At 53.0% G+C, this 18,080-nt stretch carries 16 protein-coding genes; 7 read left to right on the top strand and 9 right to left on the bottom strand.

Translation table 11 applies throughout. The annotated features are described in order from the left end of the window. Positions 1–365 precede the first annotated feature (365 nt). Positions 366–950, top strand: coding sequence for a Uma2 family endonuclease (locus SH302x_RS02900; RefSeq protein ID WP_479367211.1), 585 nt, complete (start codon positions 366–368; stop codon positions 948–950). Positions 951–1,030: 80 nt separating this feature from the next. On the opposite strand, the gene larB is transcribed toward SH302x_RS02900, so the two are convergent. Then, the gene (gene larB, locus SH302x_RS02895) at positions 1,031–1,858 is read right to left on the bottom strand and encodes a nickel pincer cofactor biosynthesis protein LarB (RefSeq protein ID WP_479367210.1); all 828 of its coding nucleotides are present in this window, start codon (positions 1,856–1,858) and stop codon (positions 1,031–1,033) included. A gap of 119 nt (positions 1,859–1,977) precedes the next feature. Here larB and SH302x_RS02890 point away from each other — a divergent pair, with 119 nt between their 5' ends. Beyond that, a complete protein-coding gene (locus SH302x_RS02890; protein WP_479367209.1) occupies positions 1,978–3,192 on the top strand; it encodes an argininosuccinate synthase in 1,215 nt (404 codons plus the stop codon). A gap of 99 nt (positions 3,193–3,291) precedes the next feature. On the opposite strand, the gene SH302x_RS02885 is transcribed toward SH302x_RS02890, so the two are convergent. Further along, on the bottom strand, positions 3,292–4,245 hold the full coding sequence (locus tag SH302x_RS02885) for a DUF1559 family PulG-like putative transporter (RefSeq protein WP_479367208.1): 954 nt from the start codon (positions 4,243–4,245) through the stop codon (positions 3,292–3,294). A 122-nt stretch (positions 4,246–4,367) separates the two neighbouring features. Here SH302x_RS02885 and dtd point away from each other — a divergent pair, with 122 nt between their 5' ends. Continuing rightward, positions 4,368–4,826 carry a D-aminoacyl-tRNA deacylase gene (dtd, locus tag SH302x_RS02880; RefSeq protein WP_479367207.1) on the top strand — a complete coding sequence of 153 codons (459 nt, stop codon included), beginning with the start codon at positions 4,368–4,370 and terminating at the stop codon, positions 4,824–4,826. Here dtd and SH302x_RS02875 read toward each other — a convergent pair. Further along, on the bottom strand, positions 4,816–5,547 hold the full coding sequence (locus SH302x_RS02875) for a metal-dependent hydrolase (protein ID WP_479367206.1): 732 nt from the start codon (positions 5,545–5,547) through the stop codon (positions 4,816–4,818). The genes dtd and SH302x_RS02875 overlap by 11 nt on opposite strands. Positions 5,548–5,776: 229 nt before the next feature. Between SH302x_RS02875 and SH302x_RS02870 the strand changes: the two genes are divergently transcribed. After that, positions 5,777–6,742, top strand: a complete 966-nt coding sequence (locus SH302x_RS02870) for a CvpA family protein (protein WP_479367205.1) — start codon at positions 5,777–5,779, stop codon at positions 6,740–6,742. 281 nt (positions 6,743–7,023) lie between these two features. On the opposite strand, the gene SH302x_RS02865 is transcribed toward SH302x_RS02870, so the two are convergent. From SH302x_RS02865 to SH302x_RS02845, 5 genes are all read right to left on the bottom strand, one after another. Continuing rightward, positions 7,024–8,055, bottom strand: a complete 1,032-nt coding sequence (locus tag SH302x_RS02865; protein ID WP_479367203.1) for an acetyl-CoA carboxylase carboxyltransferase subunit alpha — start codon at positions 8,053–8,055, stop codon at positions 7,024–7,026. Between the two features lie 3 nt (positions 8,056–8,058). Then, complete coding sequence (locus SH302x_RS02860; protein ID WP_479367201.1) at positions 8,059–9,120, bottom strand: serine/threonine-protein kinase; 1,062 nt, start codon at positions 9,118–9,120, stop codon at positions 8,059–8,061. A 189-nt stretch (positions 9,121–9,309) separates the two neighbouring features. Beyond that, positions 9,310–10,470 (bottom strand): glycosyltransferase family 4 protein, encoded by a 1,161-nt coding sequence (locus SH302x_RS02855; RefSeq protein ID WP_479367200.1) that lies wholly within the window; start codon positions 10,468–10,470, stop codon positions 9,310–9,312. Positions 10,471–10,588: 118 nt separating this feature from the next. After that, positions 10,589–11,419 carry a tRNA pseudouridine(38-40) synthase TruA gene (truA, locus tag SH302x_RS02850; protein WP_479367198.1) on the bottom strand — a complete coding sequence of 277 codons (831 nt, stop codon included), beginning with the start codon at positions 11,417–11,419 and terminating at the stop codon, positions 10,589–10,591. Further along, on the bottom strand, positions 11,420–12,403 hold the full coding sequence (locus tag SH302x_RS02845; protein WP_479367197.1) for a hypothetical protein: 984 nt from the start codon (positions 12,401–12,403) through the stop codon (positions 11,420–11,422). It lies immediately after the preceding gene. A gap of 321 nt (positions 12,404–12,724) precedes the next feature. Between SH302x_RS02845 and SH302x_RS02840 the strand changes: the two genes are divergently transcribed. From SH302x_RS02840 to SH302x_RS02830, 3 genes are all read left to right on the top strand, one after another. Continuing rightward, positions 12,725–13,885 (top strand): hypothetical protein, encoded by a 1,161-nt coding sequence (locus SH302x_RS02840; RefSeq protein ID WP_479369232.1) that lies wholly within the window; start codon positions 12,725–12,727, stop codon positions 13,883–13,885. Between the two features lie 171 nt (positions 13,886–14,056). After that, entirely contained in the window at positions 14,057–14,992 is a 936-nt protein-coding gene (locus SH302x_RS02835; protein WP_479367195.1) for a hypothetical protein, read from the top strand. Between the two features lie 21 nt (positions 14,993–15,013). Further along, positions 15,014–16,465, top strand: coding sequence for a hypothetical protein (locus SH302x_RS02830; protein ID WP_479367194.1), 1,452 nt, complete (start codon positions 15,014–15,016; stop codon positions 16,463–16,465). An 88-nt stretch (positions 16,466–16,553) separates the two neighbouring features. Here SH302x_RS02830 and SH302x_RS02825 read toward each other — a convergent pair whose 3' ends face one another. After that, positions 16,554–17,993: a TIGR03000 domain-containing protein gene (locus SH302x_RS02825; RefSeq protein WP_479367192.1), complete on the bottom strand. Its 1,440-nt coding sequence runs from the start codon at positions 17,991–17,993 to the stop codon at positions 16,554–16,556. Positions 17,994–18,080: the final 87 nt, after the last annotated feature.

Here is an 18,080-nt window from a genome sequence, read left to right as displayed (position 1 = left end):
GTGGCGGCCTGAAGGGCCAGGGCAATTACTGCCGGTGTGCCGCAGGCCACCGGACTTTGGGGTTCACTGAGACCGATAAGCCCGAAGGGCTGGCACAAATCATTAATCTCGGCACTCCGGAACTAAGGGAATAACTGCAAACGCAGACTGTGGCCGAATCGGCCACGGCAGCAATTGTGACAAAGCCTTCGGCTTGACGGTACCTTGGGCGTTGTACTGACTTTCGCTAGCGGTGATATCGAGGTTATAGTTCGATGGGCGTTTCTGCTCCAAATCACAGCGGGGGAGATTGTTAGCCAGAATTGCAATGTTTGGCTATAATTCAAAAGCGCAGATCGGAACTAAAATTATTTGGATGACGCCTGATGTCAACTGTACCCAAGCCTTACATAACTCCTGAAGAATACTTGCAACGTGAGCGAAAAGCCGATTTTCGGTCGGAGTACTTTCGCGGTGAGATGTTCGCGATGGCCGGCGCTTCTGCCAACCATAACTTGATCGTCCTTAACGCAGGCTCTAGCCTTCGTGAGCAGCTCAAAAAAAAGCCGTGCCGAGTCTATCCAAGCGATTTGAGGCTGCGAATCGAAGCAACCGGCTTATACACCTACCCGGACCTTTCGGTCGTCTGCGGCGAGCCTCAGCTTGAGTCTGATGCGGGCGATGTGCTGCTGAATCCCGTGGTGCTAGTGGAAGTCCTTTCCGATTCCACGGAAGCGTACGATCGTGGAAAGAAGTTCGAACATTACCGAACCATTCCTAGCTTGATGCATTTCGTCCTGATTGCCCAAGATCGGCACTCGATCGATTGCTTTACCCGATCCACCCACGGCAGTTGGAACTTGAAAAGTTGCCAAGGGATTGACGGCAAGATCATTTTGGATGCAATCGATAGTGAACTGACCGTCAGTGAAGTTTACGATAAAGTCGACTTTGCAGTTGGTCAATCTTAGGATTACCAACAGAGCCAGAGGCGACAACGGCTGCGGGGAAACCTTGCTGGCCAAACTCTCATGGAGGTTCGCGTTCGGCATTACGGTTCGTGGCTCATCAAGCCTGCGATGTAGGCGCCTTTGAAGCCCGCGTCAATGTTGACAACGCAGACGTTGGCAGCACAGCTATTAATCATGCTTAAGAGTGCAGCGAGTCCTTGGAAGTTCGCTCCGTAACCCACACTCGTGGGAACCGCGATGACAGGTGTGCTGACCAAACCGCCCAGCACACTAGGCAATGCTCCTTCCATCCCTGCGATCACAACACAAGCCACTGCATCGCGCAAGTTGGGCAGTTGACTGAGCAAACGATGCAAGCCAGCAACTCCCACATCGGCAATCAATCGATTCGGGACGCCCATCCAATGGAGGGTCTCTTGAGCTTCTAGAGCGACGGGCATGTCTGCCGTGCCAGCACAGATGACGTTCACCTTTCTGGTCGCCTGTGGCGCGTCGGCCGAATGGCGGCTGGTCACCGACGGTTCATCATGCCCGACTCGCAAAGTTCTGGATTGCGAACTCCAAGCCACATGGGCGAACCTGTCGGCGATATGGCGGGCCTGTTCAACATTCACCCGAGTTACGAACACCGATTGCACCGCTGACTGCTCTTGCGATGAAGCACTCAGGCCTCGCAGTTGGTTCTCGATCGCGAGAGTTAAATTGTCGACAGATTTTCCCTCTGCAAAAATCACCTCTGGAAAACCGCACCGGCGAGCCCGGTCGCTATCGATCTTGACCGGCAGGCTGCTTTCCAATCCCACGGCGACCAAAATCGATTCGGCCAGCTCGACGGGGCCAATTTGATTTTTCTGAAAGGCTTCGATCGCTTGGTCTATAGAATTCCGGGGCAGGGCAGGGGTGGTCATTGATGTTTCTTCAAATCAGGCTAGTTTAGTGGGAGTTGTCAGGGTTTGGCAGCGTTTATTAATTCGGTAGTTTACATTCGGCTACTCTTGGCGTGAGTAGAGCTGTTGAGGTAGAGCAAATGACGGCATGTGTTTTGGCTTATTCAGGTGGCTTGGATACCAGTGTTTTGATGCGATGGTTGATTGACCAAAGCTATGAAGTTCACGCCGTTTACGTTGATCTTGGCCAGCCTTGCGAGGATCGTCAAGCGATCATGGAAAAGGCGCGTCGTCTGGGAGCCAAATCCGCTGAACTTATTGATGCACGAGAGGAACTGGTCCGCGACTTCGCTTTCCCAGCGTTGATGTGGCAAGCAAAATATGAAGGCATCTATCTGCTGGGAACTTCGATCGCTCGTCCTCTGATTTCCAAAGTCTGCGTGGAAGTCGCGCGCAAGGTGGGCGCGGAAGTTTACGTCCATGGGGCGACGGGCAAGGGCAATGATCAGTGCCGTTTCGAATTGGCTGCGGCGGCACTGGATCCGAACATTCGAGTTTATGCACCTTGGCGTGACCCTGTTTTCCGAGCAGCATTTCCCGGCCGTACCGAGATGATCGCTTATTGTGAAGCGAACAATATCCCCGTTAAAGCGACGACCAAGAAACCCTACAGCTCCGATGAGAATGTTTTGCACATTAGCTATGAGTCCGGCGTTCTCGAACAATTAGATGTCTGTGGGGTCGAGAATATCGATTTCGGCATGACGGTCTCGCCCCAGCAAGCTCCCGAACAATCCGAAGACGTGAGTGTTGAATTTGAAAATGGGATTCCCACCAAAGTCAACGGAACTGCGATGAGCCCATTGGAGGTTGTCACCAGCCTCAATGATATCGCGGGTCGAAATGGGGTTGGCCGTATCGATATCGTTGAGAACCGATTTGTGGGGATGAAGAGCAGGGGTGTCTATGAAGCTCCCGGCATGACACTGCTTTATTTCGCCGCGTTGCAAATGGAACAACTGACTCTGGATCGCGACTTGATTCACCTGCGAGATCGTTTAAGCCCCGAAGTGGCCGAGATGATTTACTACGGTTACTGGTACTGTGCCAAAATGGATGCCTTGCTGGCATTCATTCAGGAAAGCCACAAGTTTGTAAGTGGTTCAATTACGCTGCGGCTGTACAAAGGCAACATGTCGGTCGTGGAGCGTAGCAGTCCCAACTCTTTGTACTCGGAGTCGATTGCAACCATGGAAGGCGGCGAAGAAGACTACAATCAAACCGATGCACAAGGGTTCTTGCGAATCAATTCATTACCCATACGCGTACAAGCGAAAACTCGTGGTCGTATGTAATTGCGAAAGTGACCAGAATGGAAATCCAACGCCAATCGATCGATCGGTCAATTGGCTGGATCATACGGCTACGTCAAGTTGCTTTAGGCGTAGCTTCATTTAACGCTGGATGTAGTCGCCGATCCGCTCTGGTGCATACGTCTGCGGCTCCAAGAATTCTCCGCCACGCGGCGTGATCAAGCCTCGCAGTTTGGTGGCGTTGATATCGGACGGAATCACTAGCGGTGCACCATCGACGCTGACTGCAAGTGCAATTCCATCCCGTGATGTACCGATATCCGAGCCAGGCATAGTGCCGACTTGTGTGGTCGCCGACAGGGTGCAATCTTCGGGTGCCATCCAGGTATTGTTGGTACGAATCGCTTCGGTCACCAAGATGGTTGTCTCAGGCATATCGCTGACATCATCCGGACCTAGCGGCCCAGCGGTTGGAAATAACGTGCCTGGACCGACAACCAAACTCACGGCCGTTTCACTGGCGAACAAGACTTGCTGCGTTCCATCCAACTTGTAGACCGATGGCATCCGCATCAGCAGGTTAATGTTCTTGAACCCATCCCAGCTCTGACTCAAGTCGAATTCTCGATAAAGTGCATCGTAGCCTAGCTGAGGCAGGATCAGCACTCGCCAACTGTAAAGCGGCAGTCCCGCCGCGTCATAAACAACTGGCGGCGGATACGAGCCATGCTCGGCTGCGTATTGATTCAGCGCGTTTGCGATCTTCTGGAGATTGCCTAAGCTCTTGGCTGCATCTCGACGCGTCGATAACTTGCCAATTTGTGGCAAGATCACGATCGCCATTAAATACAGAATTGAAACCGCAACTGTCACTGCGAATGCGGAAACACCGATGCGAATCCACGAAGCGCGTACCTGCCGCTTTTGCAGGGCTTCAAAACGCTGGTTTGCTTCCAGTTCTGACGCGTCGCCTTGCGAACGACCGGGAATCTTAATCTTCTTGCCGCATTCAGCGCATGGACCTGTTTGGCCACGATAAATATCGTCGACCAGGAACTTGGCATGGCAGAATGGACAAACATAATCGATAGGCATGTTGTCGGAAGTCTTTCTAGCAAAGCGACTTTAAAGCCGATCTACGACCTGAAGCATAATCATGCTATTGTAACCCGATTCAACAGCGGACTGAAACGACCTACCATTTTTGAAAGCAGTTTATGAGAGCTTTGTTACAACGAGTGCGACACGCCCGTGTCGAAGTTGACGCTCAGATCGTGGGCCAAATCCAATTGGGCTGGCTGGTGTTTCTCGGGGTAGGGCAGGGGGACTCTAGCGCGGATGTTGATTTCATGGTTGACCGCATCCTCAAACTGCGAGCGTTTGCTGATGAACAAGGCAAAATGAATCGATCGGTGTTGGATGTAAGCGGCTCGTTGCTGGTGGTTAGCCAGTTCACCTTATTCGCCGATTGTCGTAGTCGTCGACCCGGCTTTACGCAAGCGGCTGAGCCAAGCTTGGCTAAGCAATTATATTTAGAAGCCTGCGAAAAATTCGCCGCCGCGAATGTACCGACAGAGCAGGGGATCTTCGCAGCAGACATGCAGATCACTTTGCTCAACGACGGCCCCGTGACATTCTGGCTCGATAGCCGCAACCTCCAGGGAGCTAACGATTGATCGTTTCGGCTGGCGGATCTTTCTCCCAAAAGGATTGAATGACCTGCCATGCGGTATGAGGAACATCGGATCGCTGATGACCAAACTTTTCCATGAAGCCTTGGTCTTGGTAAACCAAGACTCCCAGGGCGATCACTAGACCATAACTTACGAGATTGGCTCGCGTATTGGATCCCCAAAACTTGAGGGCCGATCCAAAGCTGCTTTTGAAAACGTAGTTGCCGCGCTTGAAGTCGACAGACCATATCTCGTCCAAGATCAAATGCGATGCAAAACCCAACACGACCGCCATCGTCTTAAAGAGTCGAATCGACATGTCTTCGCAGGAAACCACAAGAAAAGCAAACATGCCGCACGACAGAGCTGCTGGAACACTATGCCACATACCCCGGTGCACCGTATAGCGCCGGAAGAGTTCAGCCAAACCAAAACGTATCAGAAGATAGACAGCTCCTGCAATCAAGACCATCATCTCGTGACTGCAGCCGATTCGCTGCAATCGGTCTACCATCAACATTGGCACAAAAGCGGATGAGAACCCGACCGCCTCACGCAGTGGAATCCCCGAGTCGCTATCAAGATCGGGAAGCATACCGGACACGCTGCATAAGCCGCCAGAAATCACACACGTTTCCCATGGTATGCCCCAGCGATATCCCGCGAGCGCATACACTACGCCGGCTGCCGTACTGACGCTAATGTGAGTTTGGAAGTTTGCCATAATAGACGATCCTAACAATCCTCCAGAATCCAAGACAAGGCGGATTTCGGCGAATCGTCACTTACATCGCCCTGCCTTGCTCCGCGACCGATTGCTAGCCCTTGATATACGGTAGATTGCTCTTCTCTTTCCATCCGTATTCCGCATATAGTCGGCAGCGACTGGCAGACAGCGATCCCAACCAGTTTCATTTTCAATTCCATTCGCAAAGCAGTTAAGAGACAGCGGAATGCAAGCGTACGATATTATCATGCTGGTGGTGGTAGCTGCCGCAACGCTATTTGGCATGATCAAAGGTTTTGCATGGCAAGTTGCATCGCTGGCGTCAATCATTGTCAGCTACTTTGTTGCTTACAACTTCCGCGACCAACTCGCGCCCAGGATTCAAGTCAATCCGCCGATGAATACCTTTATTGCCATGCTCATTCTGTATGCTGGAACTTCGTTTGCAATTTGGGTCGTTTTCCGATTGGTCAGCGGTTCAATTGACCGAATTCGATTGCGAGATTTCGACCGTCAAATGGGCGCCTTGTTTGGCTTGGGCAAAGGCGTCATGTTCTGCTTGCTGATCACCATGTTTGCGATGACCCTACTAGGCCAGCAACAGCAGCAAGCGATCGTCGAATCGCGGAGCGGTCGCTATATCAGCACTTTCCTAACGGCGGCAGAAGGCATTGTGTTGCCAACCGAAATCGAAACGGTTATTCGTCCGCACTTGGATCGAGTGCGACAGAAACTGGAAGGCGCTTCGATCGCCAGCGACCCACGCTCTTTGGAGGTGGGACAGACGCCATGGAACTCCGGTTCGCAGCCCAGTTCTCCTTGGAACAGCGAGCTTGCTAATCAAGCGAGCGAGATCGCTGGCAATTGGCTGGGCGGGCAGGGCGGAGCTAGCGGATCTCAAGCTCCTTTTGGCACGCCAACTTCCCAGCCAAGCTTTACGCCAGAAACACTCAACAACGCCGTGGGTGCTGCGCGTGACCTGCTGAACAGTTGGCCTCAACCCCAGCCGAATCAGCCCAACGGGCAGGGGGGGTGGAATCCGGCGCCTAACGCCCCCCTTCCGAACACTTCGGAATTCTTTGGCGGCTCGACGCCTGCTAACACGCCACAAAACCTAACGCCCAACGTTCGAGGTGGAACGTTGTACTCGCAGCCTCCACAGTACAACAACAATGTCTTGCCCTATCCGTGAGGCGGCAGAGTTCTGCTCAACCAAACCATTGCTAGAACATGATGCCAACAAGCCTCGACCGACGACGGCGAGATTTGGCCGAGCGGCCTGGAAAAGCAGTCGCAGGGCAGTCCAGCCCGCTTTCGCGAACTTGCGAATCCCTATGGAAATCTGCAGCCCGAACCGAACATAAGAAACATTATCGGACGTTGCTCTGAGGGTTTTCTGGGCTTGCCTGCTCTGCTCCTGACGCCGCTGCCGTGCTGCACGACGCACTGAACTCGCATCCTCAAGCCGCAAGATTAAATCGCAAGTTCATCGCTGATCGACGTACCCACCGCCTGAAGCTGGCCATCTTCCAATCGCTCCAAGTAAACGCCCATCTTGCGAAACTTGTCGTAGCGTTCTTGCACAAGCTGCTCACGATCAATCGCGACCAGTTGATTCAGCGTTTTGACAAGATACGTCTTCAACCGGAAGGCCATCTGCTTATGATCACGGTGCGCCCCGCCCAACGGTTCCTCAATCACATCGTCGACTACGCCCAGGTGCTCCAGGTGCTTGCTGGTAAACCGCAAAGCCTCAGCCGCCTTCGATGCAAACTGATGGCTCTTCCAGAGGATGCCGGCACAACCTTCAGGACTAATTACGCTGTAGTAAGAAAACTGCAACATGGCGACTCGATCGCCGACGCCGATACCCAACGCACCGCCTGAACCGCCTTCACCGATTACAACGCAAATGATTGGCGTCTTGAGGCGACTCATCAAGAACATGCTTTCGGCAATGACCTGAGCTTGGCCGCGCTCTTCAGCACCCACGCCAGGATAAGCGCCTGGCGTATCGATAAAGCAGATGACAGGCAGACCGTACTTTTCTGCCAATCGCATTTTCACCATTGCTTTGCGATAGCCTTCAGGATGGGCACATCCGAAATGACAGGCGGCTCGTTCTTTGTAAGTCCGGCCTTTCTGATGACCGATCACCATGACCTTGTGCTGATCAAGCTTTGCAAATCCCGAGAGCATCGCGCGATCATCACCGAAGAAACGATCACCATGCAATTCAATAAATTCATCGAATGCGAGATTGAGGTAATCGCGAGTGTAGGGGCGATCTTTGTGGCGTGCAATCTGGACGATCTGCCAGGGATTGAGCGAACTGTAAATTGAACGAGTCGTTTCCGTCCATTGGCGACGCAGGTACTTAAGACGACCTTCGACAGCGCTGCTTACCTCGCCACTTTGCTCGACCGCTCGAATCTCGGCTTCGATTTCGAGAATCGGGAGTTCAAAGTCTGGTCCGGAGAATCCACTTTCGTTGTTTGTGCTCATCGGTTAACTACCTTTGTTCTTGTCTTTCTTTTCGTCTGAGTCTTTTTTGGAAGGAGTCTTCTTCGTTGGGTCGCTCGGCTTTTGGTCAGCCTTGGGCGCATCGGTTTGTTCTTTCTTGTCGTCGGAAGAACCGGCCGGCTTGTCGCTTTTTGGTTCAGCCTGCTCGCGATTCTCAACACGTCCGCCCATGGGTAGATCATCGAAGATTGATTTCTCGGGCAAACGCGGCGGACGATTAAAGATCTTGACGCCCTTAACCGCTTTCACCACTTCCCACATGGATGACGGGCGATCCTTAGGATCCTTGGCCATCATGGAACGCAGTACGGCATTGAAGTCGGCCGAAATATTGTCGTTATGAACAAGGGCCGATGGGATGGAAGCCGAGAGGTGCTTGCTGAGCAGTTCGTTTGGTGACGTAGCAGTAAAAGGCAGCTTGCCCGTCAAGATCTCATAATACATGCAGCCCAGCGAATAGATGTCGGACCGCTCGTCCAAGTGCTCGCGGCGAATTTGCTCCGGTGACATGTACGATCGCGTCCCACGGAGTTTGGGTTTCATGCTGAAGAGCTTGCCGAGCCCTGTGCGTTTCTTATTGGCGATCGTGAAGTCAATCAAGCGGATCTCGCCATTGCGATCTAGCAGCACGTTGTCCGGTTTGACGTCGCAATGGATAAAGCCTTTGGAATGGAAGTAGTAGAGCGCCTCGGCGGTTTGCAGAAAAATCTTGTCAACCAAGTGAGCGATCATCTCAGGCCCGCGGCGAAGGGCCATTTTCACGTTCAGTTCACTGAACAGTTCTAGCACCAAAAAAGGGGTGTCCGAGTCCGTAACAAAGTCCTTGATATTGATGATATTCTTGTGCTTGAGCTGCGCGCCAACTTCGTACTCCCACTTCAAGTAGCCGATTTCTTCCTTGTTTCCACGTTGTTCGGGGCGCAGCACTTTCAACGCGACGCGTTCGTTTTTTGACTCTTCGATTGCCTCCCAGACTTGGCAAACACTTCCCAATCGAATAAGTCGGGCTAATCGATAAGGTCCCAGGAAGTCGCGAACTTTCGACATGCAAGCTGGCCTTCTATGTTACGGTAGCAGAAGAAGAGGATTAACGAACAAATACCGATTGTCGGCGCAAAACAGCCTAGGCAAACGGCAGCGGATATCTTAATTGAAGCGACGGTTTGGCAAAAGGTTACCGCTGCCCTGCCCCACTGACTTCCTTGTCTTTTCTGCGTTTTTCTGGATGAATGCTGTTTAATGCTTGCCCATCTGGGCTGCTGATCTGTTTTCGGCTAGCGTTTGCTTGTACAGCTCTCGAATCTGACGTGTCATTTCGTGGTGGTCAAAACGCGGTTCACACAAGTCACGCCCTGCCCTGCCCAGGCGGATACGATCCTCGGCCGACCGAGCCAGTTGCACGATTGCGTCGGCCAGCGGCTGGATAGCCCGCGGGGGCAGCAAAACGCCAGTTTCGTCATTGCGGACGACTTCGCGGGCCCCATCGATGTCATAGCTGATAGCCGGCTTTCCAGCCAACAATGCTTGGGGTAACGCTCTCGCCAAACCTTCTCTCAGCGATGTGTGAACCAACATGTCCATCGCGCCTAGGTAATGCGGAACGGTGTCGGGAGGGACTAGTCCAGCAAAGATGAAATGGTGCTTGAGTCCCATGCTCTCGATCTGCGCTTCGAACCTGCTCCGCAGTAGTCCGTCCCCGACAAATAGAAATCGGACCTGTGGACAGCGTTGGACAATCGAAGGGGCCGCTTCAAGAATAAACTCATGTCCCTTGAGTTCAAACAGTCTCGCGATTTTGCCCACGATGATGTCGCTATCGTCGATCCCCAGCAAACTGCGCATGCGACCGCGATGCAAGTCCGCTTCGATAAAGGGCCGAACTTCCATCCCGCTGTAGATTGTCGTGAATCGATCACGCGGCGCCACCCCTGCACTGACCATCAAGTCGGTCATAGCATCAGCAACGCAAATGAAACGATGACAGCGTTTTGCAGCCCAACGTTCGCAGGCCCGATAAAACAGCTTCGCTAACTTGGGTTGATAATCATAGAAAGGAGCTCCATGCACCGAGTGGATGATCGCAGGCACTTGCAATGACCATGCTGCTTGTCGGCCAAGAATCCCAGCCTTGGCACTGTGCGTATGGACGACATCGGGTTTCAATTCCGTCAGCAGTTGCTTCAATTGCTTCAACGCTTGAAAATCTTTGACGGGTTGGATCGCTCGCTGCAAAGAGTCTACGGTTCGAATGGGCAGTCCCCCTGCCCTGCTCTGTTCCAGTAATCGTCCTTCGGGGCCAGTGGTTGGACCGGTGACCAAAACGACGTCATCATGCCAATCTTGTTGAAGGTCCAGGCAGTTAAGCAAAGTGTTCTCTTGCGCGCCACCAACGATCATTCGTGTGATTATGTGGACAACTCGCATGAACGTAGAGGTTACTTTCCGATTTCAAAGGTGGCTTCGTTGTGTTGCGAGCCGTTGCAACCAAGTCCGCTCAACGCTGCATGGGCTCGTCTTATGATTCGAGATAGATCGCACTAGGATAGTTTACATGCATCAAACATAAACCACAGGCCGGTGCATTTTGTCCGCAACGTTTGCGATCTTTGGAGAGCATAATGTCCAAAATTGTTTCGGCTGGCAAATCTCGTGAGGCGATGGACACTAGAGTCCCAGTGATATTCCGGACCATGTTGTAGAGAAAACCGTCGGCTTCAAAATCCAGATAGATATAGTCTCCAAATCGGGCAGGGACTTTTTGAAGATCAAGTCGAAACATGGTCCGCACGGTCGTTGACCGAGGTGAGCCCAAGGTTTCGAACGCCACGAAATCATGAGTGCCAACCAAATAGGAAACTGCTTCACGCAGCAGTTCAAAATCGATTCGGCGAGGGAGAAACCAAGCCACTCGCTCGTCAAATGGATCGGGGCAACGCGCAACTCGAATCGTGTAACGGTACGTTTTACTAATCGAATCTCGCATCGGATTAAACGTGGTCACCGTTTCACGAACTTCTTGAACGGCGATGTCCCTGGGCAAGTGACGATTGATGGCTGGAACCAGTTTGAAACTTTCATGTTGCCAAGCGGTCGTGCGAAAGCGAACGACTTGACCAAGCGCATGGACACCAGCATCCGTCCTGCCACTAGCCAAAGTACGCATATCGGACTTTAGCGCCAGCGTGAGCGCCTCCTCAAGGCATTGTTGGACCGAGTTTGAATTAATCTGTCGCTGCCACCCTCCATAGCGTGTCCCGTCATAAGCAACTATCGCAGAGAACGTTCGCTGGGGAGGTGTTAAAATCGGAGGGGGGGAGGGATTTGATTCCAATGGTAACTGTGTCATCTAACGCATTAAAGGCAGCTCTGTTCCAGCCAGAGGCGCGACCGGCAGGTACTCTGCAGTTTCATCGATCGGATTGGATGCGTGGTCAGGAAACGTAAATTTCGAATCGTCAAAGTGTCCATCAATTTCAATATCGGTGTACTCAATCTTGGTAACTTTGATGTGCCCTTTCAATTCTCCGTTCTCATCCAGTTCGCGGCGAAAGTACTCCACTCTCAATGGCACCAAATCAGCATCACCACCGCGGACTAGTCTAATTCGAGCATCGGTCGGTAACAATTCATTCGAAGTTCCGGCAAACATCTTCATATCAATTGGCGCCTGAGCGGTAGGGCTGGGAGGCGTCTGCCGCAGGGTACCGATCATTTCCCAAATCGGCTGGCCGTCGACTTCGCCAGCAAAGATACGGTACCAGCGATACCGTTGATACAACGAACGCAACAAACCCGCCTGTCCTCCCACCGCCAAATGAAGGCAGGATGTTACCGAATTCTGCTTGTCTGCCAGCGGGCCAAGTGCATTGCGGATTGGATCCAGGAAAACACGCCGACGAGGGTTGCCGTCGTTGGACCACGACCAGACGAAGCGTCCGTCGCTGAGTTGCTCGAAGTACAGTTGGCTGCGTCCGGTTGAATATCGCATGCCCAACTCCAACTGCCCTTCCCCGCCTCCGGAGTGGCTGTAGTGTCCGATTCCAATCTGCTGTTGATCGAACATATCGGTTTGCTGATGAATTCGGCAGGAGAGTCGCGGTCCCCACACCGCTTTCTGAATCGCCTGCAGCACGAGGTAGTTTGGATCGACCTGCGGCGCGTTGCCTTGCCCTTCGCCGATGTTTTGCGAGATAGCCCAGGTGCCGGAACAGACGAGCAAGAGCAGAGCCAACAAGCGGAATTGCCATGGCAAACCCGGCTTACGGCAAATGCCAGCAAACCTACGGAAAGGTGCGGTGAGGGGAAAAAATGCTTTCAGGTCGTAAGTCATGGGCAACTTGTGAGGGTTTTACCAAAGATTCGCGATGTATCATGCCGAAACAAGAATTGGTGACTACCTAAGTCGGATTTGTGTTTTGCAGCGATTGTAGAAAGCAAGCCGACAATACGTCCAGGTAGATACGTAGACAAAGCAAACAATTCGAGATGCTGCGGCGGCAGGGCTTTAAGCGACGCGAGCGAGAGTAATCTTGCTAGCGGAGACCAAGGGCCCTGAGTTTGACCGTGACGCGTGTGCATCCACGCTGACCGGTATACCGACAGCTAGCGAGCCCGCGACTGATAACTGCTTAAGGGGAAAAGCTTTATGAAGATGCGTTACTTTTTAGGACTGATGGCCGCATCCGGGTTCGTTCTCGTGTCGAATGGCTCAGTCATTGGCGGCGAATTTGGTGCCCGCCACAATATTCCACCTGCAATCCGTTTGGCCGAGCCCGGCCCAATGGTTGGAGGTCCTGGTCCAGGCGTTTTGATGCCTGAAACCATCCCAGTACCACGTGCTGGCATGTCGGCTCCGGTCGTTCAGGTGTTGTTTAATCAACCGCAAGCAATGCAGATCCTGTATGACGTCGTCGGCGATAATACTTTCACCAGCGAACCAGTAGTGGTGCCAGGTCGTCAATCCTTTGCTCAAGGTGGCATTTACCGCTTGAAGCTCACGAACATTCGTGGCCGCGAAGGAGTGGAACTGTATCCAACGCTAGAGATTGCTCCGTCGACACCTCGTTCGGCAGCATACCTCGCTCACAGCGCTCTGCCGATTCAGTTTACTGAAGAGGATTTTGACCAAGCACTCTCCAGTAACTTTGTTACCAAGGTCATCTACTTACCAGACCCTGAATTCCAGGGCGATGCGTTAGCGGGAATCGACACACTGGTCAGCACACGCTTGGAGCCCGGTTTGGACCCAATTATCGAAGCGGACCGCCGCGGCGCTATCCTTGCAATCATTCGCTTGGGTAACAAAGATGTTGAAATGGCCGGCGATTCGATCATCGGCGGCGGATATATGGCAGGTTATTACGACCCAAGTATGGGCGGCGGTTACTGCGGGCCAGGTGGCCCTGGTATGGACCCAATGATGGCTCCGCCTAACATGGTCGCTGGTGTCTCGGCACCTCAATACGGCATGACCTATAGTGGGACTCCGATTGGTCTGCCAGGACCTCCTCACATTCCGTTTGGTGCACCGGCAGGTTTGAAGTCGCATACCATGAAGAACCATACGCACATGAATATTCCAGGTCCTGTCGAGGACATGAAGATTCACGTTCGCTCGCAGCCAGGGCAATCGTATCCGCAGCCACCAAGCCGCATGCACTATCGTGAACAGAGCATTCATGCTGGCTATCCTTCGGGACGACCACCAATGGAACATCCAAGTCGCAGCGTTCCGGCAGACATCTACGGTGCCAGCCAACAAGGTTCGTACAACGCGAATGGGGAATACTGTCCACCCAACGTGATTCGCTAACTGCGATCACCATTGCGTGTGATTCAAGATAAGCGGGGTAGCAAGTGAGCTCCGCTTGTCTCGGATGATCATGATGCTTTTTCGATTCCATCAAGCATCAAAATTGATTGACCCTAAAGCCGCTGTCGTCGACTTGGCTTCAAGTACATTCCTTTCGTAAATGTGAATAGAATGAGCATTCAGCGGCCATACTTTCGAAACTCTCTAACCGCACGTTGGAGCCGATCGCTAAAGATCCGAGCGGCGATCTGCTGCTTAAGCTTGCTGGCCATATGCAGCTTGGAGCGTGTGAGTGCTCAGTCACCTCGATCGCAACTCCCCAAGTCCAGTCCGCTGCTGCGAGACGATCAACCGCCGGGCGTAATCGGTGCCACACAACTTCACCGAAACCCTAATCTGCAAGGCTATATGCAGCCGGTCGAATTTCGCGGTCCCAAAGGAGTTCAATTCTCGTTTGCGACAGATGGCTTCTTCGGTGATCCGGTGGAACAACCTGCTCGCGTTGCATTGCTGGTCGGAGTGCCTTATCGAATCAAAATTACAGGGATTCCGTTTGAGCCCGGTGTCGAATTATATCCCACCGTCGAACTGATCGATCGCACCTATCCTCCTGCCGAAAAAGCTCATCGCTTTCCGATACCGATTGAATTTGATGCGATCGAGTTCGAGGCAGCGATGCGAGGCGATTTGGTTTCCCGAGTTGTCTATCTCGAGGACTCTACCAATGCTGAACCCGTAAGCTACGAGGGGCCACAGCGCATATTCGAAGCGACGGGCGGCGAGGACATGTTGACGACAGCGGACATCTACGGACGACCGCTAGTTATCTTGCGACTGGGCTCTCGCGTTCCAGAGACAGCGGACGGCTTTCTAGACTTTGGGTTTCTGTTTGGCTGCCCGCCAGTAGCTCCGCTCAAGCCAGTGCCTGATGCTGAGATGTTATACGATCAAGGCATATTCCAGCGTTACGAAGCGATGCCACCCGCTCAGGGATCTGTCCCATCGGCGGCCAACTTTCCAAATAACGGCAACTCAGTCGCACCAATGCACCGCGATCACTTCATTCGCCAATCCAATGCGTCTGGACGTATTGGCGATTCCCATTAGACACAAGAAGTCCTGATTCGGATGAAACCAGCCAACTTTAAATCGATCACGCTGCGAGTCTTGCTGAGCAAAGCTTGCTTCTTGCTGGGTACCGGTTCGCTACTGGTTACTCCTCTAGGTTGTCAGACCACTCCTTGGCACCAAGCGTCTGCAAGCGGATTCTCGCGAGCTGGCGCCACGCAACATGCTAGCCGCCCTGCCCCGCCTGCGATCGGTCAAACGCCAGAAACATCTTCGGCTAACTACCCCGTGGCCCAACAAGCATCAGGCATGCTGCCAGCGAACGCGGCCGGCTATGTCGCTGCCGCCAGCTACCAAGAATTCGCAAACACACCGGCCGGCAACTATCCTGGTGGTGACCCTGGATATGCGCGAGTTGCCATGCATACCTATCCTGGCCAAATGCCAGTTGCTGCCAATGGGCCTATCACGGGTGGCCATGGCCAAGGATGCAGTTGCTGCAATTCAAGCTACGGTGCCTACCAACCCGTCTATGCTAATGGTGACTTCGTCGGTAGCGGTTGTTCAGCCGAGTCAGCCTACTCGCCGTTCAGACCGCATGCAGGCTTCGATCCACAAGAGTACATCTATGACGGTGGCGACCAAGTACCTTTGGTGCGAATACGAAATGACTATTCTATCGTCGGCTTAGGCCCTGAAGATACCGTCGTCCAATTCACCACCGAAGATGGTCGTGAGTTCGCCGAGACAGGCTGCCGAACTGCGATCTACGCCCCCCGCTTTGCCTCCGTGCGTCGCATTACAAGCTTCCGCGAAAGCGATGGGGTCTTGGCCGCGAGAGCCGCTCTGCGAGATGAGCCTGCCGCCCACGTCCATGCACCAGTTCCTCCAACGCAGTTAGCCGAAAAACTGAAGCCAAGTCGCGAAAGCGACGTGAAAGTGGTCGAAGCGTTTCGTGAACGCAACCGTGGTGTGCCTGTGTTGCAAAATCAAGGTCCACGTGGCTGGAGCAATTCTTTCAAGCCGTACGAAGATTTGCAACTCATTCGGACAGGAGTTGCGGCAAACACCGATCGTATTGAATTGATCAAGTACGCAGCCAACGCGATTGCGTGGTCTACCGTCGATGAACTGATGGTGATTGTAGACAACAAAACTACCGAAGTGGTGCAGTCAGACGATCATGCCCAAGGACTTTTCACCTACGAACGCGGCGGCGCGAGAATCCGATTGTGTAAAGTCGCGTCACAACAGTCCGCCAACGTGGGCGACATCGTCGACTTCACCATCCGCTTCGATAACATCGCTGAGCAAACGTTGTCTGAGCTAATCATTCATGACTCGTTGCCACCACGTTTAGAGTATGTACCGGATAGCGCACAATGCTCGTTGCCTGCAACCTTTGATACCGTTCCAAATGAAGCGGGTTCGGATGTATTACAGTGGACGATTAAGCAACCGCTGAAAACCGGCGAAGGCGGGATTGTACGTTTCCAATGCCGCGTCCGATAAACAGAGCGTCCGCGACAAAAAAAGGCCAGCTTGCCTTCGAAAGACAAGCTGGCCTATACAAAATTGTTGATCACGACAAATATCGAGATTAACGCTGAGCGATGCGATTGTCGGTGTCGTCGAAATTGAAGGTCAATTCGATATCATCACCAGCGATCAAGCGGACTACTTTCTCTTTGGTCATGCCATTGCTGGTAACCGTAACAGTGTAGTCATCCCAAACTTGACCAATCTTCAGCTCTTTCGTGCGGTAGGTTCGAGCGTTGCCTGTGGTCTTGGTGGTGTTGCCAGCAAGACTCACGGAAGCGTCGGCTGGGACGTTCAGTGTCAACACGGTTTCGATCGGCGAACTTGGTGCACGCAGGTCGAAGCTTACGACTTCGCCTTGGCCTGGGCTCAACACAACCGTCTTGGTGTCGACAACTTCTTTGCCTTCGACAACATCTTCTACGCGAATCTCAAATCGATAGTCTTGATCCGCATCCAAACCACGGCTAACAAACTGACGGATGGCTCCGGTGCTAGTGGTTGCGTTTCCATTTACAAAAATCTTGGCGGTTTCGGATACCTTAACCGTCAACTGAATTTCGTCGCTTTGGTAAGCATTCACTGAGCTGACCAATTGCAGCTCTCGATCGCTGTACTCAAGGGAACTGGAGTTGTTCAGAATGCTGCCCGCAGGTGCCGTGGTAGCACGAGGTCGACGTACCCAGCGATATCCCGGAGGCGCTGCCATTGGGCCATCGACGGTTGGCAAGGACGATGGTGCTTGGATCTCATAACCATTCCAATTTCCTGCTGACATGGTGCCAACGGAAGTGGAAGGCGTGTAGCCAGAGGATCGCTGAACCCAGCGGTAGCCTGGAGGAGCTTCCATTGGCCCTTGCACGGTTGGTGCAGAGGATGGAGCTTGAATGGCATAGCCATTGTAGAAGCCACTGCTGGTAACCGAACTAGCCGAATAGCCAGTGCTACCGTAGCTGGAGGAATAGCCGCTGCTGCCGTAACCAGTCGTGGAGCCACTGCTACCATAGCCAGTCGAGTAGCCGCTGCTGCCATAGCCTGTCGAATAGCCGCTGCTGCCGTAGCCAGTCGAATAGCCGCTGCTGCCGTAGCCGGTGGAATAGCCGCTGCTGCCGTAACCTGCCGTGGTGCCGCTGCTGCCGTAGCTAGCAGATCGAGCGTGGTGATGACGAAACAAACGTCGGGCTGGACGAGCCGCTGCTGCCGTATAACCGCTGCTACCGTAACCAGCAGAATAGCCGCTGCTGCCGTAGCTGGCAGAATAGCCACTGCTGCCATAGCCCGCTGCCGAGCCGCTGCTGCCATAAGCGGAAGCATAACCACTGCTGCCGTAGCCGGCCGAATATCCGCTACTTCCATAGCCAGCGTAGGACGAGTAACCGCCAGAACTTCCGCAATAAGCTGCGTAAGAAGAACCATAGCTGCCGAACCCGCCTGCAGCAACTGGCTCAACTGCCAACGCTGACGCCATCAAACCCGCAAACAATGCGAAAATCTTTTTCATTCCAGTGCCTCGCACGACCATTGTGTATTAGTAGAATCAAGTTGCCGAATCGTTACGATTCGGTCGTACAGTTGCTAAAGTTTAAGA

The sequence above is a fragment of the Njordella calcicola genome, assembly GCF_056494125.1.
The sequence above is the reverse complement of the archived record's forward strand: the minus strand, read 5'-3'. Positions and strand labels throughout refer to the sequence as shown.